The sequence below is a fragment of the Herbaspirillum sp. VT-16-41 genome (genome assembly GCF_001994935.1).
GTDB classification, from domain to species: Bacteria; Pseudomonadota; Gammaproteobacteria; order Burkholderiales; family Burkholderiaceae_D; genus Herbaspirillum; species Herbaspirillum frisingense.
Genome location: NZ_MUXB01000083.1, coordinates 22,410 through 42,284, shown reverse-complemented (window position 1 = coordinate 42,284; position 19,875 = coordinate 22,410). Strand labels below are relative to the sequence as shown.

The window sequence follows — 19,875 nt, the reverse complement described above, 5'->3', positions numbered from 1 at the left end:
TACGGCTGCGCTTCTCGCAGCGACCTCGGGCTGCTCGCTACGCCCCTCCGACGGCCCACAGAGTCAACTAGGCGCTGAAAAGCTCAAAGCGTTCAGCGCTTTTTTGTATCCGCGGATAGCTTGTCCGCGACAAACAGAATTGGAAATGACATGAGCAAGAATTTTGACGTCGTCGTCATCGGTGGCGGCCCCGGCGGCTACATCGCTGCCATCCGCGCAGCGCAACTGGGCTTCAACACCGCCTGCATCGACGAATGGAAGAACGAAAAGGGCGGCCCAGCACCGGGCGGTACCTGCACCAACGTCGGTTGCATTCCCTCCAAGGCGCTGCTGCAATCGTCCGAGCACTACGAACATGCCAACCACGGCTTCGCCGAGCATGGCATCGAAGTCAAGGGTCTGGGTCTGAACCTGGACAAGATGCTGGGTCGCAAGAACACCGTGGTCAAGCAGAACAACGACGGCATCCTGTACCTGTTCAAGAAGAACAAGGTGTCCTTCTTCCACGGCCGCGGCTCCTTCGTCAAGGGTGATGCCAACGGCTACGAGATCAAGGTTGCCGGCGCTGCCGAAGAAACCATCATCGCCAAGCACGTCATCGTCGCCACCGGCTCCAACGCCCGCGCACTGCCGGGCGCCGAGTTCGATGAAAAGCTGATCCTCTCCAACACTGGCGCACTGGCCATCTCCGAAGTGCCCAAGAAGCTGGGCGTGATCGGTGCCGGCGTGATCGGCCTGGAAATGGGTTCGGTCTGGCGTCGCCTGGGCGCGGAAGTGACCGTGCTGGAAGCCCTGCCGACCTTCCTGGGTGCCGTCGATGAACAGATCGCCAAGGAAGCCCAGAAGCTGCTGACCAAACAGGGCCTGGCCGTGAACCTGGGTGTGAAGATCGGTACCATCAAGGCCGGCAAGAACAGCGTCTCCGTGGAATACACCGATGCCAAGGGTGAAGCCCACACCGGCGAATTCGACAAGCTGATCGTCTCCATCGGTCGTACCCCCAACACCATCGGCCTGAACGCCGAAGGCGTGGGCCTGAAGCTGGACGAGCGCGGCTTCATCGCCGTCGACGGCGACTGCAAGACCAACCTGCCCAATGTGTGGGCGGTGGGTGACGTGGTGCGCGGCCCGATGCTGGCCCACAAGGCCGAAGAAGAAGGCGTTGCCGTGGCCGAGCGTATCGCCGGTCAGCATGGTCACGTCAACTTCAACACGATTCCCTGGGTCATCTACACCTCGCCGGAAATCGCCTGGGTCGGCAAGACCGAGCAGCAACTGAAGGCCGATGGCGTGCAATACAAGGCCGGTACCTTCCCGTTCCTGGCCAACGGTCGCGCCCGCGCGCTGGGCGATACCTCGGGTATGGTCAAGTTCCTGGCCGATGCCAAGACCGACGAAATCCTGGGCGTGCACATTGTTGGCCCGATGGCTTCCGAGCTGATTTCCGAAGCCGTGGTGGCCATGGAATTCCGCGCTTCGTCGGAAGACATCGCCCGCATCTGCCACGCTCACCCGTCGCTGTCCGAAGCGACCAAGGAAGCGGCCCTGGCCGTCGACAAGCGCGCATTGAACTTCTGATGCGCGATCAATGCGACAATACGCGTCGCCCGCACCTGCCACGCTCGTGTTGCACGCGTATTAAGCATTGAGATGCCAACCCAATGGGCGAGCCTGGCTCGCCCATTGTCGTTTTACAAGACCACACCATGGATGTCCGTCAATTCTACGAACAGTCGCTGTCCCAGCGCGGTTATCAATCCGACGAGGCGCAATTGCGCGCCATCGAGCGCCTGCAGCGCGCCTATGAGGAATGGGTTGCCTACAAGGCGCAGCGTGCCTCGACCTTCAAGCGCCTGATCAGCCGGCCGTCCGTGCCGCGCGGCGTCTACATGTGGGGCGGGGTGGGGCGTGGCAAATCCTTCCTGATGGACAGCTTCTATTCGGTGGTGCCTGTGGTGCGCAAGACGCGCCTGCACTTCCACGAATTCATGCGCGATGTGCATCGTCAGCTGGATGAGCTCAAGGGCATCGCCGATCCGTTGGACGAGGTCGCCAAGCGCATCGCCAAGAAATACCGCCTGATCTGCTTCGACGAATTCCATGTCTCCGACATCGCCGATGCGATGATCCTCTACAACCTGCTCAAGGGCTTGTTCGATCATGGCGTCTCCTTCGTCATGACCTCCAATTACGAGCCCAGCACGCTCTATCCGGACGGCCTGCACCGCGACCGCATGCTGCCCACCATCGCACTGCTGAAGGAAAAGCTGGACGTCATGAACATCGACGCCGGCATCGATTACCGCAAGCGCGTGCTGGAACAGGTCAAGGTCTATCACACGCCCTTGAACGCCAAGACCGATGAGGAGTTGCGCAGTGCCTTCGCGGCCGTGGCCGAGGCGGCCGATGAAGATCCGCGGGTGCACATCGAGGCGCGCGAGATCCGCGCCCTGCGCCGCGCCGGCAGCGCCATCTGGTTCGATTTCGCGACCCTGTGCGGCGGCCCGCGTTCGCAGAACGACTACCTGGAGCTGGCCAGCCGTTTCCAGACCGTGATCCTCTCGGGCATCCCGCGCATGTCGGCGGCCATGTCCTCCGAGGCGCGCCGCTTCACCTGGCTGATCGACGTGTTCTACGACCACAAGGTCAAGCTGATCATGTCGGCGGCAGTCGAGCCGGACGAGCTTTACACGGTGGGGACCCTGTCCAACGAGTTCCACCGTACCGTTTCACGTATCATTGAGATGCAATCGAAGGAATACCTGGACGCGGACCGGCGCTCGATTGCCGACAGCCTCTCCTGAACATTTACCTGATGGACAAGAACCACATGCAAGGTCTTTTCGCCGATGCCAAGGGCGTCACCTCTTCCCTGTGCGGCCTGATGCTGGCGCTGGCCAGTGCCACCTGCGTGGCGCAGGCACAGGGGACGACTGCCGTCAGCCCCGAGGCGGCTTCCCCGTCGCTGCCGGTGCGAGCAGCCACGGCACCGGTGGCCGCGACACCTTCGACATCCTCGGCCACACCGGCAACTTCGGCCGCGCCCATGAGCCGTGAGCGGTTTGACGAGCTGGAAGCCCGCGCACCGATTACCACGCGTTTCCCGGCCGGCAGCATCAAGTCCGACGAGCAGGCACAGAAGGCACTGGACGAAGCCGCCGAAGACCGGCAGGCAATGGACCTGCGTTACATCCTGGACCAGCGCGCCTGCTACCCCAAGTTCCTGGTGGCGGATTGCCTGGAAGCAGCACGCGACCGCAAGCGTCTGGCTGAAAAGCGCATCAAGCAGGTCGAGTACGAGGCCAAGGTCTTCCAGCGCCAGGCGACGGTGGACGATCGTGACCGTTCCCTGGCCGATCAACGCGCCAAGGATGAGCAGGACGCCGCCCGCCGCCAGCAGGAACAGAAGGACAAGGAAGCCAGTTCCGCACGCAAGGTGGAGGAAAGCAACGCCAAGAACCGCGAGGTTCAGCAACGTATCGACCAGAACAAGGATGTGCCGGCCGATTACCGCGTACGTCAGCATGAAGCCGAAGTGCGTCGTCAGCAGGCCGAGGAGGCCGCCCGCGCACCGGAGCGCGCAGCCAATGCCGCGCAGCGCCAGCGGCGCATCCAGGAAGCAGAAGAGCACCGTCTGGAAGTGGAGCGTAAGAAGGCCGAGAACGAGCGCGAACGTGCCGAACGCAAGAAGAAGCAGCAACAGGATTCGTCGACCACTGCTCCGGCAGCCAAATAACTGCTTAAGCAGGGTGGCGACCCAGCGGTACGCGCGCGTCGATTGGCGCGCGCGTGCCACTGGATTACACTAGCAAGCACATCCGCAACCAGCCAGCCATCATGACCAGTACGCATCGCGAAGATATCCAGCGCCGCATCATCGAACTTGAAGTCGAGCACCGTGATCTCGACAGCGTGATCGACATGCTCATCCGCGATGCCCGTTCCGAGGATCTGCAATTGCGACGCCTCAAGAAGCGCAAGCTGCAATTGAAGGATCACATCGCCCTGCTGAAGATGCAGCTGGTTCCCGACATCCCTGCCTGAGCGCCTGTTGCTGGCGCTGCCACCGCTGCGTGCGCCCACCGATGAGGCTCTCCCTCGAATTGCCGCGAGTGCGGCACTACCGCTTTCTCACCACTTCGAAGTGACCGGCCGAGTCCGCGTAGAATAGCGGCTTCTTCCATTGACGTGCTGAAGCCGCAGGTAGCTGATCAAGCCTGCCTTCCCGTTTTTTCTACAGGTTTGCCGCAGTGACTGCTCCAGAAACTCCCACCGATATCGTCGATAGCAGCGCCAGCATGGTTCCCGCGGGTGACGAGGATGCGTCTCCTGGCGTACATGATGCCGAGATCGATCGCCTCTTCGGTGCCGGCGGTCCGCTGGGTGGTGCCGTGGGCAGCTACCGGCCACGCCATGCCCAGACCGAGATGGCCAAGGCCATTGCCACGGCCATTTCCGAGCAGGGAACGCTGATCGCGGAGGCCGGTACCGGGACCGGCAAGACCTTCGCCTACCTGGTCCCCGCCTTGCTGTGGGGCGGCAAGACCATCGTCTCCACCGGGACCAAGACCCTGCAGGACCAACTGTTCAACCGCGACATTCCTACCGTGCGCAAGGCGCTGCATGCGCCGGTGTCGGTAGCGCTGCTGAAGGGCCGCAGCAATTACGTGTGCCATTTCCACCTGGAGCGCACGCTGCAGAATGGCCGCCTGACCGCGCGCGAGGATGTTGGCTATCTGCGCGAGATCTCCCGCTTCGTCAAATCCACCTCGTCGGGGGACAAGGCCGAACTGACCAAGGTCCCCGAGACCGCCTCCGTGTGGAACCTGGTGACCTCGACCCGCGATACCTGCTTCGGCGCCGAATGCCAGTATTACCAGGATTGCTTCGTCATGAAGGCGCGCAAGGAAGCGCAGCAGGCCGACGTGGTGGTGGTGAACCATCACCTGTTCTTCGCCGACGTCGCCCTGAAGGACAGCGGCATCGCCGAGCTGCTGCCCTCGGCCAATACGGTGATCTTCGACGAGGCGCACCAGTTGCCGGATACGGCCACGCTGTTCTTCGGCGAGACCATCTCCACCTCGCAGATCCTGGAGCTGTGCCGCGACGTGCTGGCTGAGGGCCTGAGTCATGCCCGCGACGGCGCCGACTGGGCGCGCCTGGTGGCACCGGTGGAGCGTGCGGCGCGTGACCTGCGCCTGGCGTTCCCGGAGGATTCGATCCGCCTGGCGCTGAACCAGATCGCCCCGTCCAGCGCATTCTTCCCGGCCCTCGACACGCTCAAGGATTGCATGGACGACATGATCGCCGTGCTGGACAAGCAAGCCGAGCGTGCCGAAACCATCGAACAATGCCGCGACCGCGCCAACGAGTTGCTGCGCCAGCTGGAAAACTGGGGCACGCCCGATGAAATCGCCAAGGCACAGGCGGAAGCGGCTGCCAAGGCGAGCGCTGCCGCCAAGTCCGAAGGCGAGCCTGGCGAGGCCGGCACCGAGCCTGCTCAGAAGCCTTTCTATGTGCTGTGGATCGAGGCCTTCCAGTCGTCGCTGCAGTTGCATCGCACCCCCCTGTCGATTGCGCCTATCTTCAACAAGCAGCGGGAAGGCACCCCGCGCTCATGGATCTTCACTTCGGCCACTTTGGCGGTGAAGAAGGATTTCAATCACTATGCGGCCCAGATGGGGCTGTGGAACGCGCCGGCGCAGTCCTGGCCCAGTCCCTTCAACTATGGCGAGCAGGGTCTTCTGTATGTGCCGCAGAACCTGCCGCAACCCAATTCCTACGAATACACCGACGCCGTCATCGACGCCGCGCTGCCTACCATCGAAGCTGCGGGTGGGCGCTGCTTCTTCCTGTGCACCACGCTGCGCGCCGTCAACCGTGCCGCCGAACGCTTGCGGGCGGAGTTCGAGGCGCGCGGGCACGCGTTTCCCCTGTTCGTGCAGGGCGAGGCCGGTCGGACCGAGCTGCTGGACCGTTTCCGCGCCGCCGGCAATGGCGTGCTGATCGGCAGCCAGAGTTTCTGGGAAGGCGTGGATGTACGTGGTGACGCGCTGTCGCTGGTGATCATCGACAAGCTGCCGTTCTCGCCGCCGGACGATCCGGTGCTGGCAGCACGGATCAGCGAGATGGAAAAGCAGGGCTTGAACGGTTTCGTGCATCATCAGTTGCCGGCGGCGATCATCAATCTAAAGCAAGGTGCCGGGCGCCTGATCCGGGACGAGGGTGATCGCGGGGTGCTGATGATCTGCGATCCGCGCCTGATCACCAAGAACTACGGCCGTCGCATCTGGCAGAGCCTGCCGCCGTTCAAGCGTACCCGCGAGCTGGACGTGGTACAGGCCTTCTTCCGCGAGCAGGATGAGCGCCGGGCGGCCGCTGCAGCGGGCGAGGGCAACGGCCCGGAAGCCGGCTGAGATGGCCGACCTCACCTCCCTGGTGCCGGTACGGGCCTCCGCGCTGATGGTAGGCAAGCCGGCGCCCTGGCCGATCTACAACGAAGCCGGCAAATTGTTGCTGGCGCGCGGTACCTTGATCGACACTGCCGATCAGTTGGCCGGCCTGATCGAAAACGGTCTCTATCGCAATGCCCGCTGGATCGCCGAGCCTGATACCGAGTCGGTGCCGCTGCCGCAGGCGCGTGACGTACTGCGCCGCAAGCAAGGTGGCAAAAAGGCGGTCAAGCCCACGGCAAACGTGCGTGGCCAGGAAAGCGTGATCACGCTGGACGAGGTGCGCTGGAATATCGGCGACACCTTGTGGCTGCAGTTTGCCGACGATGCGACCCAGCGCTATGCAGTCTCGCTGGTGGGCTGCCTGCCCAATCGGAGCATCCTGGTCACCGCGCCGCAGAAGGAGGGCAAGCAGCTCTTCGTGCGCGATGGCCAGCCCTTCGTGGTGCGTGCCCTGACAGGGCGTCGCGCCTATGCCTTTGCAGCCCAGTTGCTGAAGTACCAGCAGACACCGTTCGTCTACCTGCATCTTTCACTGCCCAAGGAAATACGCTCCACCGTGATCCGCCAGGCCACGCGGGTGGCGGTGGGTGCCGAAGGCTATCTGACGCTGGACGGTGCCAATCCGCTGCCGGCCAGCGTGATCGATCTCAGCCTGGGCGGGGCCTCGCTGGTGGCGACCTCGCTGTCGGGCAAGGTGGCGGCGCAGAAGGGCGTGGTGGGGCAATTGCGCTTCGTGGCGGCCGTGGCCGACCAGCAACTGAGCCTGGACCTGCGGGTGGTGCTGCGCGCCGTCGAGGCGCTGGGCGAGGCTGATTTCCATCAGTACGGCGTGGAGTTCTCCGGCCTGAGCGTGCGCGACAAGCTGGTGCTTGCGGCCTATGTCTACCAGGAACTGAGCCAGCAGGAGTAGGGCCGCAGCAGGGTGCCAAGAATGTCGCTGGCGGGGGCTGCCCAACGCCCGGCTTCGGTTAAAATTCAGGCCATGAAAATCCTCATCAGCAACGACGACGGCTACCTCGCCCCGGGCATCAACGCCCTGGCGGAGGCACTTGCCCCCATCGCCGACATTACCGTCGTCGCGCCGGACAGCAACCGTTCCGGCAGCTCCAATTCCCTGACCCTGGATCGTCCGCTGTGGGTAGAGCAGGCCGCCAACGGCTTCTACTACCTCAATGGCACGCCATCCGATTGCGTCCACGTGGCGTTGACCGGCCTGCTCAAGGAGCGTCCGGACCTGATCGTCTCCGGCATCAACCAGGGCCAGAACATGGGCGACGATACGCTGTATTCGGGCACCGTCGCGGCGGCCACCGAGGGTTTCCTGTTCGGGATTCCATCGATCGCGTTTTCGCAATTGCACAAGGGCTGGGCCGAGCTGGATGCGGCGGCGCGCATCGCCCGCGAGATCGTGGAGCGTCGCTTCGACGCCCTGCCGCAGCCGTATCTGCTCAATGTCAATATTCCCAACCTGCCGTATGCGCAGATCAAGGGCAGCCTGGCCACGCGCCTGGGCAAGCGGCACATGTCCGAGCCGGTGCACAAGCTGACCGATCCGCATGGTCGCGACCTGTACTGGATAGGTCCGGCCGGGGCCGCTCGCGATGGTGGTGAGGGGACCGATTTCCACGCCGCCGCCAATGGCTATGTCTCGATCACGCCGCTGCAGATCGACCTGACCCACGCCACCCAGCTGGACAACCTCAAGAAAGCGCTTGCATGAGCGACAAGTCCAGCCGCTTCCCGCTGAGCCTGTCCTCGGTGGTGGACAAGAAAAAGACCTCTGGCGGCGGCCGGGATCGAGATGTGGCAGGCCGGCCCCAGGCGACGACCCAGACTGCGGCCAAGAATGCCGCCCAGTCATCCCAGCGGGCCGCGGCGCTCAAGCCGGTTCAGCAGGGGCTGGCACAGGCCCTGCGCGCGCCGCCGGTGCCACCACGGGCTCCGGTGGTTCCCGCCCAGCGTCTGCTCAGTGCCGCACCGGCGCCGCGTACGGCGATCAAGAACGTCATGACGGTGACCCAGACCAACGATTCCCACCATGCCTCGCCGCTGGCCTCGGAAGCCGTGCGCAAGGCCATGGTGGCGCGCGTAGCCAAGCAGGGCGTGGCCGATGCCAAGGTGCTGGCAGCGATGGAGGCGGTGCCGCGGCACATGTTCGTGGAGCCGGGGTTGGCCAGCCAGGCCTATATCGACGCTTCGTTGCCGATCGGCCATCACCAGACCATTTCCCAGCCCTACATCGTGGCGCGGATGATCGAGATCATGCGCCAGAACCGTCACGGCGGACGCCTGGACCGCGTGCTCGAAATCGGCACCGGCTGCGGTTACCAGGCCGCAGTGCTATCGCGGGTGGCCGGCGAAGTCTATTCGATCGAGCGCATCAAGCCCCTGCATGAACTGGCCAAGACCAATCTGCGTCCATTGCGGATAGCAAATATCCGCTTGCATTACGGAGATGGTATGCTTGGCCTGCCGCAAGTGGCGCCTTTCGACGGCATCATCCTTGCCGCAGCCGGACTGGAAGTGCCGCAGGCCCTGCTGGAGCAGTTGGCCATCGGTGGCCGGCTGGTCGCCCCGGTGGGCGAACGTCAGCAAGTGCTGGAATTGATAGAACGCGTCGGCCAGCGTGATTGGCGGCGCAGTACCCTGGAACAATGCCATTTCGTGCCGTTACGGCCGGGTACGGTGTGATGCGGTCGCCCCGGCAAGGGGCGATGGTCACAGGTGGCAGGCAGCATCGGCGGATATCAGGATCCGCCAGGCATCATCGAAACAGGGAACGGGCGGCAACAAGCACAAGCATCCAAGCCGCGGATCGATGAAGAGAGCGGATGGGCAGGCAAGGGGGCCGCATTTCCCTGATGAACTTCTGGCGCTGGCTGCGTGTCAACTAGCGTCGTACAAAATCTTACGTAAGAGCATGAAGAAAATTCGTTTGGCTGTATTGGGCAGTGTCGTCAGTTTGCTGGCCGCCTGCGGCTCGACACCGAATCAGCAGCCGGCGCCCGTCGTCGACCGCACCACCAGCACCGTCAAGCCAGTGGACAATGCCGTCGTGGCGCCGGCTCCGGTTCCTTCTGGGCGTGGCTATTACACGGTCAAGAAGGGCGATACCCTGTATCGCATCGCGCTGGATGTCGGGCAGAACTGGCGTGATATCGTGGCCTGGAACAACCTGACCAACCCGAACGACATCAAGGTCGACCAGGTGTTGCGGGTGGCGCCGCCTGATCGCGTCGGCGGTGCGCCGCAGACCGCTGCCGTGGTCGCGGCACCGGGCGCTGGTCTGGATGTGAGGCCGCTGGGCGCGCCGGGAGCAGCGGCGCCCGTAACGTCGGCGCCGATGGCGTCGGGCGGCAACAAGACCGGGCCGCGTGGTGACAAGCGTGCCTATTCGGACAGCGCCCTGGCCGAGCTGGAAAAGCCGGATGCAGCCCCGGCGGCGGCTCCGGTGCCTCCGGCAGTGGCCACGGCCAAGCCGGAGGCTCCGCATGCCGCCGACAAGCCGGCAGCAGCAAGCCAGCCGGCAGCCGGTGACGATGAGGGTGTGTCCTGGATGTGGCCGGCCGACGGCAAGGTGGTCGGGACCTTCGAAGGCGGCAAGAAGGGGGTCGATATTGCGGGCAAGGACGGTCAGTCGGTGCTGGCGGCCGCCGGTGGCAAGGTCATGTATGCCGGTAGCGGTATTCGTGGCTATGGCAACCTGGTGATCATCAAGCATACCAACAACCTGTTGTCGGCCTATGCCCACAACAAGACCATCCTGGTGAAGGAAGGCCAGAGCGTGACCAAGGGTCAAAAGATCGCTGAGATGGGTAAATCCGACAGCGACAGCGTCAAGTTGCACTTCGAGATCCGCCAACAGGGCAAACCTGTTGATCCCTCCAAATACTTACCGCCACGCTAGCGTATGACAAGCAATCGCCGCGATCACTTGCCAGACCAGGACCCTCGCGAAGAGGACATCGACGATCCCATTGATGAGATCGATGAACCGGAAGTGATCGATGGCGATGCCGATGCGGCCGCCGAGCAGCCCCAGGAAGCGGCACCCGCCGAGGGAGTGGACGAGCTCAAGAAGGTGCTGGCCGCCGAACTCTCCACCGACACCACCCAGCACTACCTCAACAAGATCGGCGCCAAGCCCTTGCTGACGGCCGCCGAGGAGCTGCATTTCGCCACCCTGGCCAAGCAAGGCCAGTTCGAGGCGCGCCAGAAGATGATCGAGCACAACCTGCGACTGGTGGTGTCGATCGCCAAGCACTACATCAATCGTGGCGTGGCCCTGCTGGACCTGATCGAGGAGGGCAACCTCGGCCTCATGCGCGCCATCGACAAGTTCGAACCCGAACGCGGTTTCCGTTTTTCCACCTACGCCACCTGGTGGATACGCCAGAGCATCGAGCGCGCCATCATGAACCAGGCGCGCACGGTGCGCCTGCCGGTCCACATGGTGCGCGAGCTGAACCAGATTCTGCGCGCCAAGTACCACCTGGAAGCACAGCATCGGGATGGTCGCGATGCCGGGGCGGAAGATATCGCCCATCTGGTGGGGCGGCCGGTGGAAGAGGTGCAAGACGTGCTGGCCTTGTCCGAACATGCGGCCTCGCTGGACACGCCGTTGGACAACGATCCCCAGGCCAGTCTGATGGACCTCTTGCCCAGCGCGGTGGAGGAGCATCCCGATACCCGTGCCGAAAGCCAGGAAACCGCTTTGCTGATCCGGGAGTGGCTGAAGAGCCTGTCGGAAAAGCAGCGGGTGGTCGTGGCCCGTCGTTTCGGCCTGGATAACGACGATCCCTCGACCCTGGAACAGCTCGCCGGCGAGATGGGCATCACCCGGGAGCGCGTGCGCCAGGTGCAGCAGGAGGCACTGGTCAAGCTCAAGCGGCTGCTGACTTCGCGCGGAGTGGGACGGGACGCCCTGTTCTGAGTCGACCTGCGGGGCGTGGCTCATCTGCGCTCCTGCTGAATTTTCGCTGATTTCTTTCGATTTCCTTCATCCAGCCGTGTCCGGATGTGCGACGCGCTTCCCTCCCGGTCCCGGATCGCGGACAATACCGCTTTTGTTTTCGGCCGCGGACTTCGGTCCCACCCAGTGGTTTCCCTCATGCAACAAGACATCATCATTGAAATCAAGTCGCTCGATATGGACGGGCGCGGCGTTGGTCACCTCGAAAACGAGGATGGCACGCAAGGCAAGGTCATCTTCGTCGAAGGCGCGCTGCCCGGTGAACGGGTCAGTTTCCAGTCCTATCGCAAGAAACCGAAGTGGGAAGCCGGTGAGATGACCGCCTTGCATCGCGAGTCTTCTCTGCGGGTCAAGCCGCGCTGCGACTATTTCGGTACGTGCGGTGGCTGCGCCATGCAGCATCTGGAGCCTTCGGCCCAGGTTGCCATGAAGCAGCGCGTGCTGGAAGACAATCTCTGGCATCTGGGCAAGACCAAGGCAGAGGTCATGTTGCGGCCCATCTATGGTCCGACCTGGGGTTACCGTTACCGCGCCCGTATTTCGGTGCGCCATGTGGCCAAGAAGGGCGGGGTGCTGGTGGGCTTCCACGAAAAGCGCTCTTCCTTCATCGCCGATATGAAGACCTGCGAGATTCTGCCCCCGAGTGTCTCGGCCATGCTGGTGCCGCTGCGTGAGCTGGTGGCCGCGCTGACCATCCGCGACCGGATGCCGCAGATCGAACTGGCGGTGGGCGAGGGTGATGATGGCAACAAGGTTACCGTACTGGTGTTGCGCATCATGGAGGCCCTGGCCCCGGCCGACGAGGTCTTGCTGAAGGCCTTCGCCGACCAGTACCGGATCGAATGGTGGCTGCAGACCAAGGGGCCGGACACGGCCGCGCCGTATTACCCGGCCCAGTCGAAGTTGCAGTACACCTTGCCTGAATTCGGCATCCGCATGCCTTTCAAGCCCACCGATTTCACTCAGGTCAATCATCAGATCAACCGCGTGCTGGTGGCACGCGCGCTGCGCCTGCTGGATGTGCAGCCGCAAGACCGTGTAGCTGACTTGTTCTGCGGTCTGGGCAACTTCACGCTGCCCATCGCCACGCTGGCGCGTGAGGTGGTGGGTATCGAGGGCAGCACGGCCTTGACCGAGCGCGCCCTGGACAATGCCAAGGTCAATGGTGTGGATGCCAAGACCAGTTTCTACTGCCGCAATCTCTTCGAGGCCAAGCCCGAGGATTTCGTGGCCCTGGGCAAGTTCGACCGCATGCTGATCGACCCGCCGCGCGAAGGTGCCATGGAAGTCTGCAAGGCCCTGGTGGAGTTGCTGCCGGAGCAACAGCACCTCAAGCCCAGGCGTATCGTCTACGTCTCCTGCAATCCCGCTACCCTGGCGCGCGATGCCGGAATGCTGGTCCATCTGGGCGGTTATTCACTCAAGTATGCGGGCGTGGTGAACATGTTCCCGCATACCGCCCACGTCGAGTCGATCGCGGTGTTCGACCTGCCGGAGTAAGGCCGCGGCCGGTTGATCCGGCGTACCAATGAAAAAGCCGGCTTGCGCCGGCTTTTTTGTTGCTCAGGATGCAAGAGATATCGTTTGTCAGTCGCGGTTGCCGCCCACGATACCCAGGATCGACAGCAGGTTGGCGAAGACGTTGTACACGTCCAGGTAGATCGCCAGCGTGGCGGAGATGTAGTTGGTTTCGCCGCCGTTGACCACCTGTTGCACGTCAAACAGGATGTAGGCCGAGAAGATGGCGATGGCCACCACCGAAATGGTCAGTTGCAGCGCCGGCAGGTGCAGGAACATGTTGGCCAGCGAGGCGACCAGGATCACCAGCACGCCCGCGAACAGGAATTTCCCCAGGCCCGAGAAATCACGCTTGGAAACGGTGGCGATGGTGGCCATGCCGCAGAAGATGATCGCGGTGCCGCCGAAGGCGGTCATGATCAGCCCGGCGCCGTTGGAAAAGCCCAGCGTGAACTCGATCAGGCGCGACAGCATCAGGCCCATGAAGAAGGTGAAGCCCAGCAGGAAGGCCACGCCCCAGCCGGAATTCTTGGTCTTCTCGATCGCATAGAAGAAGCCGAAGGCGATCGCCAGGAACAGCACGAAGCCGATCATCGGGCTGGCGGCAAAGAGGTTCAGGTGCATCTGCACGCCCAGCCAAGCGCCCAGCACGGTCGGGATCATCGACAGCGCCAGCAGCCAGTAGGTGTTGCGCAGCACGCGGTTGCGGGTGGCCAGGCTCGTGGTCGAGTGGCCGAAGGTCGTGTCCAGTTGGTTCATGTGTCCTCCGAAGCGTTGAATGCGAGCCAGAGAATAACACGGCGGCTCGTTGTTAAGACAAGTCTTCCCTCCTCATGGTTCGCGCCCACTTTGCTGACTTGTTCTGCCACTTGAACCGACAAGCAATGCCCCACTGCAGTGCACGCCGCGAAAGATGTGTGCCAGACATCTCAAAGGAGGTGAATTGACATGATATCTGATGGTTTCATGCTAAAATACAAGGTTCATTGAATTATCAATTCTTGGCTTTAAGCCATTATTTTTATTGGAGTTTTTCTCATGGCAATTGAACGCACCCTGTCGATTATCAAGCCCGACGCCGTCGCCAAGAACGTGATCGGCCAGATCTACACCCGTTTCGAAAACGCTGGCCTGAAGGTCATCGCTGCCCGTATGGCACAACTGTCGCGCGCCGAGGCGGAAGGCTTCTACGCCGTGCACCGCGAGCGTCCTTTCTTCAAGGATCTGGTGGACTTCATGGTTTCCGGTCCGGTCATGATCCAGGTGCTGGAAGGCGAAGGCGCGATCCTGAAGAACCGCGACCTGATGGGCGCTACCGATCCGAAGAAGGCTGACAAGGGCACCATCCGCGCCGACTTCGCCGACTCCATCGATGCCAACGCCGTGCACGGTTCGGACGCTGAAGAAACCGCCAAGGGCGAAATCGCCTATTTCTTCCCGGCGCTGAACGTCTATTCGCGTTAATCTGTTCCTGTTTTCCATCGGTCTTCCGGATCGGAGCGGAAACCGGCGCTGCAATTCCTGTCGCGTCTTTCCGTCCTGGTCCCGACCGCAAGCATCATGACTACAGCTCTCACCAATCTGCTGGATATGGATCCCGCGCAACTCGTCGCCTACTGCGGCGAGTTGGGTGAGAAGCCGTTTCGTGCCAAGCAGTTGCAGCGTTGGATACACCAGTTCGGGGTGTCTGATTTCGATCAGATGACCGATCTGGCCAAATCGCTGCGCGACAAATTGAAGACCCGCGCCGAAGTGCGTGCGCCGGCCATCATCAGTGACCATACCTCCACCGACGGTACACGCAAGTGGCTGGTCGACGTGGGCCAGGGCAATGCGGTGGAAACCGTGTTCATTCCTGAAGAAAACCGCGGCACGCTGTGCGTTTCCACGCAGGCGGGCTGTGCCGTGAATTGCCGTTTCTGCTCGACCGGCAAGCAGGGCTTCAACCGCAATCTGACCGTTGCCGAGATCATCGGCCAGCTGTGGATGGCGGAATTCGAATTACGCAAGACCAAGGGTATCGAGGGCGGTCCCAAGGGCGAGCGCCAGATTACCAACGTGGTGATGATGGGCATGGGCGAGCCGCTGCTCAACTTCGAGCCGACCGTGACCGCCTTGCGCCTGATGCTGGACGACAATGCCTATGGCCTGTCGCGCCGTCGCGTGACCTTGTCCACCAGCGGCGTGGTGCCGATGATCGACAAGCTGTCCCAGGAGTGCCCAGTGGCGCTGGCGGTGTCGCTGCATGCCTCCAACGACGCGCTGCGCGATTCGCTGATCCCGCTGAACCGCAAGCACCCCCTGCGCGAGCTGATGCTGGCATGCAAGCGCTATCTCGAATTCGCGCCGCGTGACTTCATCACCTTCGAGTATTGCATGCTTGATGGCGTCAATGACACCGACACGCATGCCCGCGAACTGGTCGCGCTGGTGAAGGAAGGCGAGACGGCCATCCCCTGCAAGTTCAACCTGATCCCCTTCAATCCCTTCCCCGAGTCGGGCCTGAAGCGTTCCCACAATCCCCGCATCAAGGCGTTCGCGCAAATCCTGATGGATGCCGGTATCGTGACCACCATCCGCAAGACGCGTGGTGACGACATCGACGCTGCCTGCGGGCAGTTGGCCGGTGAGGTCAAGGACCGCACCCGGGTGCAGGAGCGCATGCAGAAGATGGCGGAGTATCAGGACAAGTACGGCCGTGATTTCGGCCGCATCGTGGAGATCTCCGGGTGACGGCAAGGGGCCTGGATACCCTGGCTGGTTGCGCATCACCAGCCCTTGCCGTGGTGGCGAGGGCAGATGCACCTCTTTTTTTCGAATCCGTTGCAGGGGCGTCGATGTTGCGCTGGGGCGCAAGCATCGCACGTCCTTTTTGTGTTCTTGTTGAAATGATTGCGTGTGCTGCCGCTGAGCGGCAGGGCATGCTGAAGTGGTCGAAATTCCCGGGAGGGGCGCGACGCGGGTCGCGCAGGGACGCTCCAGAAGAATCCGGCCAGGGCCGGTTAAAAAAAGCTTTTCCATGTGGAGCATTTGATGAGTGATCAACAAATGAACGAAATGTCGTCGCAACAACCGCAGGATGCAGGTCAATCGTCCCAGGCCGTCCTCTTGCCGGGTGCCATGCTGGCCGCTGCACGCCAGAAGAAGGGTTGGTCGGTGGAGCAGGTGGCCAGCCTGGTCAAGCTGGCACCGCGCCAGATCCAGGCCATCGAGGCCGACAATTACGCCGCCCTGCCTGGCCTGGCCGTGGCGCGGGGCTTCGTGCGCAGCTATGCCAAGGTGCTGGGGCTGGACGCCAATGCCTTGACCGCTGCCATGCCGCAGGAGTCGGCCGTGGCGCAGCGCGATCACATCGTGCCGCAGCATTCGCTGTCTACGCCTTTCTCGGAAGGTCCGTTGCCGGCCATGATGATGAGCACCCGCGGCAATAGCTCGGCCTTGCCCATCGTGGCGGGCGTGATCGTGGTCGCCTTGCTGGCCGGTGCGGCTGCGGTGCGCTGGACCGATCTGGGTGCAGCAGTGCCGCAACTGGCCTGGTTGAAGTCGCACAAGAACGAAGCGTCGGCCCCGGAAGCGGCGCAAAATGCTGAAACCGTCTCTTCCGATACACCGGTCAATGCCCGTGTCGATACGATTGTCGAGCCGACCGGAAATGAGGCGGCCAAGGAATCATCGGCTGCTGCCACCGCAACGCCCGCGCCCGCTCCGGTAGCGTCCGTCGCTGCTCCTGTGGAGGCGGCGACCCCGGCCTCTGCGCAACCGGCTTCGACCGTGACGGCGGCGCCTGCTTCGGCCACATCGTCCTCATCGTCTTCATCACCCTCGTCGTCTGCCCAGATGGCCGCGACCACTGTTCCCAGTGGCCTCAACATCGTCAACAGCAAAGACCTGCTGCGTCTGACCTTCCGCGAGGACTCCTGGGTCGAGATCCGTCGTGCCGACAAGAGCACCGTGATTTCGCGCCTGCTCAAGGCCGGCACCACCGAAACCTTCGACGTCTCCGACGCCACGACCCTGATCATCGGCAATGCCTCCGGCGTCGACGCCACCTTGCGCGGCCAGCCGCTGGACCTGAAATCCCCGGGCGGCAGCAACGTCGCACGGCTGAACCTGAACTGAACCGTCTGCCTATCATGTCTTCCTCCCCGATCGCTTCCGGGCCGCTGGCCCGCCGCAACAGCCGCCGCGTGATCATCAGCCACGGTGCGCGGGAGATCGTTGTCGGCGGTGGTGCGCCGGTGATGGTGCAATCGATGACCAACACCGATACCGCCGACGCCATCGGGACGGCGATCCAGATCAAGGACCTGGCCCGCGCCGGCTCCGAAATAGTCCGGCTGACCGTCAATACGCCCGAAGCGGCGGCAGCGGTGCCGGCCATTCGCGAGCAACTCGACCGCATGGGCGTGGATGTGCCGCTGGTGGGCGATTTCCACTACAACGGCCACACCCTGCTGACCGACTATCCCGAGTGTGCCCAGGCCCTTTCCAAGTACCGCATCAATCCCGGCAACGTCGGCAAGGGTGCCAAGCGCGACACGCAGTTCGCCCAGATGATCGAGGTGGCCTGCAAGTACGACAAGCCGGTGCGCATCGGCGTCAACTGGGGCAGCCTGGACCAGGCGCTGCTGGCGCGCATCATGGACGAGAACGCCGGGCGTGCCGAACCCTGGTCGGCGCAGGCGGTGATGTACGAAGCACTGGTCACCTCGGCCATCGAAAACGCCCAGCGTGCAGAAGAGCTGGGCATGGCCGGCGACAAGATCATCCTGTCCTGCAAGGTCTCCGGTGTGCAGGACCTGATCGCGGTCTATCGCGAACTGGCACGCCGTTGCGACTATCCCTTGCACCTGGGTCTGACCGAGGCCGGCATGGGCAGCAAGGGCATCGTGGCGTCCACTGCCGCACTGTCGGTGCTGCTGCAGGAAGGTATCGGCGACACCATCCGTATTTCGCTCACCCCCGAACCGGGCGGCGATCGTACCAAGGAAGTGGTGGTCGGCCAGGAAATCCTGCAGACCATGGGCCTGCGCAAGTTCACCCCGATGGTGATCGCCTGCCCAGGTTGCGGTCGCACCACCTCCACCGTGTTCCAGGACCTGGCAGACAAGATCCAGACCTTCCTGCGCGAGCAGATGCCGGTATGGAAGGGCAAGTACCCTGGTGTGGAGGCCATGAATGTGGCCGTGATGGGTTGCATCGTCAACGGCCCGGGTGAGTCCAAGCACGCCAATATCGGCATCAGCCTGCCCGGCACCGGCGAATCCCCGGCGGCACCGGTGTTCATCGATGGGGAAAAGAAGATGACCCTGCGCGGCGAACGCATCGCCGAGGAATTCCAGAACGTGGTGCTGCAATACGTCGAATCACACTATGGCCAGGGCAGCCATGCCTGATTGAGCTGCAGGATTGGGCTGCAGCTTGGGCCGCCCAGCGTGGCTGGAGGCGGCAGGCCATGCGTTACACTTGCCCACTTGCGCTGGACCGCTCGCATGAATGATGCGACAGGTGACAGCTTCCAGAATTGAAGTTTCAAGACAACACTCTCCGGTATTCGGTATGTCAGAACAAAAGAAAGTCGAAAAAATCGTTGGCGTCAAAGGGATGAACGACATCCTGCCCGCCGATGCGCCCTTGTGGGAGCTGTTCGAGAACACCGTGCAATCGGTGCTCAAGAGCTATGGTTTCCAGCAGATCCGCACCCCTATCGTCGAACCGACCGCGCTGTTCGCACGCGGCCTGGGCGAGGTGACCGATATCGTCGAGAAGGAAATGTATTCCTTCACCGACTCCATGAACGGCGACAACCTGACCCTGCGTCCGGAAAACACCGCCGGCGTGGTGCGTGCCGCCCTTGAGCACAACCTGACCTATGACGGCCCAAAGCGCCTGTGGTACGTCGGCCCCATGTTCCGCCACGAGCGTCCGCAGCGCGGTCGTTATCGCCAGTTCCACCAGGTGGGAGCGGAGGCAGTTGGCTTCAGCGGCCCGGACATCGATGCCGAACTGATCATGATGTGCCAGCGCCTGTGGGATGACCTCGGCCTGTCCGACATCCGCCTGGAACTGAACTCGATCGGCAACGCCGAAGAGCGCAACAAGCACCGTGCCGACCTGATCGCCTATTTCGAGCAGCACAAGGACCTGCTGGACACCGACGCCCAGCGCCGCCTGCACGCCAATCCGCTGCGTATCCTCGACACCAAGAATCCGACCATGCAGGAAATGGTCAACGCCGCCCCCAAGCTGCTTGACTACCTGGGCGAGGAGTCCCGCGCGCACTTCGAAGGCGTGCAGAAGATCCTGCGTCACAACAACATTCCGTTCACCATCAATCCGCGCCTGGTGCGCGGCATGGACTACTACAACCGTACCGTGTTCGAGTGGGTCACCGACCAACTGGGCTCGCAAGGCACGGTCTGTGGCGGCGGCCGCTACGACCCGCTGATCGAAATGTTCGGCGGCAAGCCGACGCCGGCCTGCGGTTTTGCCATGGGCGTGGAGCGCCTGCTGGAGCTGATGAAGGCCAACGGCGAGCAATATGCGCCCAACCAGTGCGATGTCTATCTGGTTCACCAGGGTGATGATGCCCAGCTGCAATCTTTCGTCCTGGCGGAACGTTTGCGGACTGCCGGGCTCGATGTTGTGCTACATTGCGCATCGTCTAATGGTGGTGGTTCGTTCAAGGCGCAGATGAAGCGCGCCGACGCCAGCGGCGCCGCCTTCGCCATCATCATCGGCGAGGACGAGCTCAAGGCAGGCACTGCCACCGTCAAGCACATGCGCGAAGGCAACGCCGAGGAAGGGCGCGCCAACCAGAGCAACATGGCATTCGATGCCGTGGTCGACTACATCGTGGAGCAGATCGTCGGCGACCACGACCACGATCATGATCACGTGCACTACCACCCCTGAGCAAGCGTCATCCGT

Annotated in this window: 17 protein-coding genes; 16 read left to right on the top strand and 1 reads right to left on the bottom strand. The window is 62.8% G+C overall.

Annotation, left to right across the window (positions count from 1 at the left end; genetic code table 11):
- Positions 1–150: 150 nt before the first annotated feature.
- The 11 genes from lpdA (at position 151) to rlmD (ending at position 12,927) form a co-directional block, all read left to right on the top strand.
- Complete coding sequence (gene lpdA / locus BTM36_RS06680; protein WP_006463291.1) at positions 151–1,578, top strand: dihydrolipoyl dehydrogenase; 1,428 nt, start codon at positions 151–153, stop codon at positions 1,576–1,578.
- A gap of 128 nt (positions 1,579–1,706) precedes the next feature.
- Positions 1,707–2,804, top strand: coding sequence for a cell division protein ZapE (gene zapE / locus BTM36_RS06675; protein ID WP_077235678.1), 1,098 nt, complete (start codon positions 1,707–1,709; stop codon positions 2,802–2,804).
- Positions 2,805–2,815: 11 nt separating this feature from the next.
- Complete coding sequence (locus BTM36_RS06670; protein WP_077235665.1) at positions 2,816–3,736, top strand: hypothetical protein; 921 nt, start codon at positions 2,816–2,818, stop codon at positions 3,734–3,736.
- Positions 3,737–3,837: 101 nt separating this feature from the next.
- Positions 3,838–4,044 (top strand): YdcH family protein, encoded by a 207-nt coding sequence (locus BTM36_RS06665; protein WP_006463294.1) that lies wholly within the window; start codon positions 3,838–3,840, stop codon positions 4,042–4,044.
- A gap of 254 nt (positions 4,045–4,298) precedes the next feature.
- Positions 4,299–6,416, top strand: a complete 2,118-nt coding sequence (locus tag BTM36_RS06660; RefSeq protein WP_174616818.1) for an ATP-dependent DNA helicase — start codon at positions 4,299–4,301, stop codon at positions 6,414–6,416.
- Between the two features lies 1 nt (position 6,417).
- Positions 6,418–7,365 carry a flagellar brake protein gene (locus BTM36_RS06655; RefSeq protein WP_077235663.1) on the top strand — a complete coding sequence of 316 codons (948 nt, stop codon included), beginning with the start codon at positions 6,418–6,420 and terminating at the stop codon, positions 7,363–7,365.
- A 72-nt stretch (positions 7,366–7,437) separates the two neighbouring features.
- Positions 7,438–8,175, top strand: a complete 738-nt coding sequence (gene surE / locus BTM36_RS06650) for a 5'/3'-nucleotidase SurE (protein WP_077235677.1) — start codon at positions 7,438–7,440, stop codon at positions 8,173–8,175.
- Positions 8,172–9,146, top strand: a complete 975-nt coding sequence (locus BTM36_RS06645) for a protein-L-isoaspartate(D-aspartate) O-methyltransferase (RefSeq protein ID WP_077235662.1) — start codon at positions 8,172–8,174, stop codon at positions 9,144–9,146. The genes surE and BTM36_RS06645 overlap by 4 nt, the downstream gene beginning before the upstream one ends.
- Positions 9,147–9,375: 229 nt before the next feature.
- Positions 9,376–10,362: a peptidoglycan DD-metalloendopeptidase family protein gene (locus tag BTM36_RS06640; RefSeq protein ID WP_077235661.1), complete on the top strand. Its 987-nt coding sequence runs from the start codon at positions 9,376–9,378 to the stop codon at positions 10,360–10,362.
- A 3-nt stretch (positions 10,363–10,365) separates the two neighbouring features.
- Positions 10,366–11,388 (top strand): RNA polymerase sigma factor RpoS, encoded by a 1,023-nt coding sequence (gene rpoS, locus BTM36_RS06635; protein WP_077235660.1) that lies wholly within the window; start codon positions 10,366–10,368, stop codon positions 11,386–11,388.
- A gap of 177 nt (positions 11,389–11,565) precedes the next feature.
- Positions 11,566–12,927 carry a 23S rRNA (uracil(1939)-C(5))-methyltransferase RlmD gene (gene rlmD, locus BTM36_RS06630; protein WP_077235659.1) on the top strand — a complete coding sequence of 454 codons (1,362 nt, stop codon included), beginning with the start codon at positions 11,566–11,568 and terminating at the stop codon, positions 12,925–12,927.
- Between the two features lie 87 nt (positions 12,928–13,014).
- On the opposite strand, the gene BTM36_RS06625 is transcribed toward rlmD, so the two are convergent.
- On the bottom strand, positions 13,015–13,704 hold the full coding sequence (locus tag BTM36_RS06625) for a Bax inhibitor-1/YccA family protein (RefSeq protein WP_077235658.1): 690 nt from the start codon (positions 13,702–13,704) through the stop codon (positions 13,015–13,017).
- A gap of 279 nt (positions 13,705–13,983) precedes the next feature.
- Between BTM36_RS06625 and ndk the strand changes: the two genes are divergently transcribed.
- The 5 genes from ndk (at position 13,984) to hisS (ending at position 19,860) form a co-directional block, all read left to right on the top strand.
- Positions 13,984–14,409 (top strand): nucleoside-diphosphate kinase, encoded by a 426-nt coding sequence (gene ndk / locus BTM36_RS06620; protein ID WP_077235657.1) that lies wholly within the window; start codon positions 13,984–13,986, stop codon positions 14,407–14,409.
- A gap of 96 nt (positions 14,410–14,505) precedes the next feature.
- On the top strand, positions 14,506–15,678 hold the full coding sequence (gene rlmN, locus BTM36_RS06615; RefSeq protein ID WP_039875259.1) for a 23S rRNA (adenine(2503)-C(2))-methyltransferase RlmN: 1,173 nt from the start codon (positions 14,506–14,508) through the stop codon (positions 15,676–15,678).
- A gap of 300 nt (positions 15,679–15,978) precedes the next feature.
- Complete coding sequence (locus tag BTM36_RS06610; RefSeq protein WP_077235656.1) at positions 15,979–17,064, top strand: helix-turn-helix domain-containing protein; 1,086 nt, start codon at positions 15,979–15,981, stop codon at positions 17,062–17,064.
- A 14-nt stretch (positions 17,065–17,078) separates the two neighbouring features.
- Entirely contained in the window at positions 17,079–18,341 is a 1,263-nt protein-coding gene (gene ispG / locus BTM36_RS06605) for a flavodoxin-dependent (E)-4-hydroxy-3-methylbut-2-enyl-diphosphate synthase (RefSeq protein ID WP_006463306.1), read from the top strand.
- Positions 18,342–18,504: 163 nt separating this feature from the next.
- Positions 18,505–19,860 (top strand): histidine--tRNA ligase, encoded by a 1,356-nt coding sequence (gene hisS, locus BTM36_RS06600; protein ID WP_077235655.1) that lies wholly within the window; start codon positions 18,505–18,507, stop codon positions 19,858–19,860.
- The last annotated feature ends 15 nt before the right edge of the window (positions 19,861–19,875 follow it).

What these genes read in the sequence shown, in the direction of transcription:
- hisS (WP_077235655.1), top strand. Translation starts at nt 18,505, where the DNA reads ATGTCAGAACAAAAGAAAGTCGAAAAAATCGTTGGCGTCAAAGGGATG.
- BTM36_RS06660 (WP_174616818.1), top strand. Translation starts at nt 4,299, where the DNA reads ATGGTTCCCGCGGGTGACGAGGATGCGTCTCCTGGCGTACATGATGCC.
- zapE (WP_077235678.1), top strand. Translation starts at nt 1,707, where the DNA reads ATGGATGTCCGTCAATTCTACGAACAGTCGCTGTCCCAGCGCGGTTAT.
- BTM36_RS06665 (WP_006463294.1), top strand. Translation starts at nt 3,838, where the DNA reads ATGACCAGTACGCATCGCGAAGATATCCAGCGCCGCATCATCGAACTT.
- ispG (WP_006463306.1), top strand. Translation starts at nt 17,079, where the DNA reads ATGTCTTCCTCCCCGATCGCTTCCGGGCCGCTGGCCCGCCGCAACAGC.
- rlmN (WP_039875259.1), top strand. Translation starts at nt 14,506, where the DNA reads ATGACTACAGCTCTCACCAATCTGCTGGATATGGATCCCGCGCAACTC.
- surE (WP_077235677.1), top strand. Translation starts at nt 7,438, where the DNA reads ATGAAAATCCTCATCAGCAACGACGACGGCTACCTCGCCCCGGGCATC.
- BTM36_RS06625 (WP_077235658.1), bottom strand. Translation starts at nt 13,704, where the DNA reads ATGAACCAACTGGACACGACCTTCGGCCACTCGACCACGAGCCTGGCC.
- rpoS (WP_077235660.1), top strand. Translation starts at nt 10,366, where the DNA reads ATGACAAGCAATCGCCGCGATCACTTGCCAGACCAGGACCCTCGCGAA.
- BTM36_RS06645 (WP_077235662.1), top strand. Translation starts at nt 8,172, where the DNA reads ATGAGCGACAAGTCCAGCCGCTTCCCGCTGAGCCTGTCCTCGGTGGTG.
- BTM36_RS06655 (WP_077235663.1), top strand. Translation starts at nt 6,418, where the DNA reads ATGGCCGACCTCACCTCCCTGGTGCCGGTACGGGCCTCCGCGCTGATG.
- ndk (WP_077235657.1), top strand. Translation starts at nt 13,984, where the DNA reads ATGGCAATTGAACGCACCCTGTCGATTATCAAGCCCGACGCCGTCGCC.
- BTM36_RS06640 (WP_077235661.1), top strand. Translation starts at nt 9,376, where the DNA reads ATGAAGAAAATTCGTTTGGCTGTATTGGGCAGTGTCGTCAGTTTGCTG.
- BTM36_RS06610 (WP_077235656.1), top strand. Translation starts at nt 15,979, where the DNA reads ATGAGTGATCAACAAATGAACGAAATGTCGTCGCAACAACCGCAGGAT.
- BTM36_RS06670 (WP_077235665.1), top strand. Translation starts at nt 2,816, where the DNA reads ATGGACAAGAACCACATGCAAGGTCTTTTCGCCGATGCCAAGGGCGTC.
- rlmD (WP_077235659.1), top strand. Translation starts at nt 11,566, where the DNA reads ATGCAACAAGACATCATCATTGAAATCAAGTCGCTCGATATGGACGGG.
- lpdA (WP_006463291.1), top strand. Translation starts at nt 151, where the DNA reads ATGAGCAAGAATTTTGACGTCGTCGTCATCGGTGGCGGCCCCGGCGGC.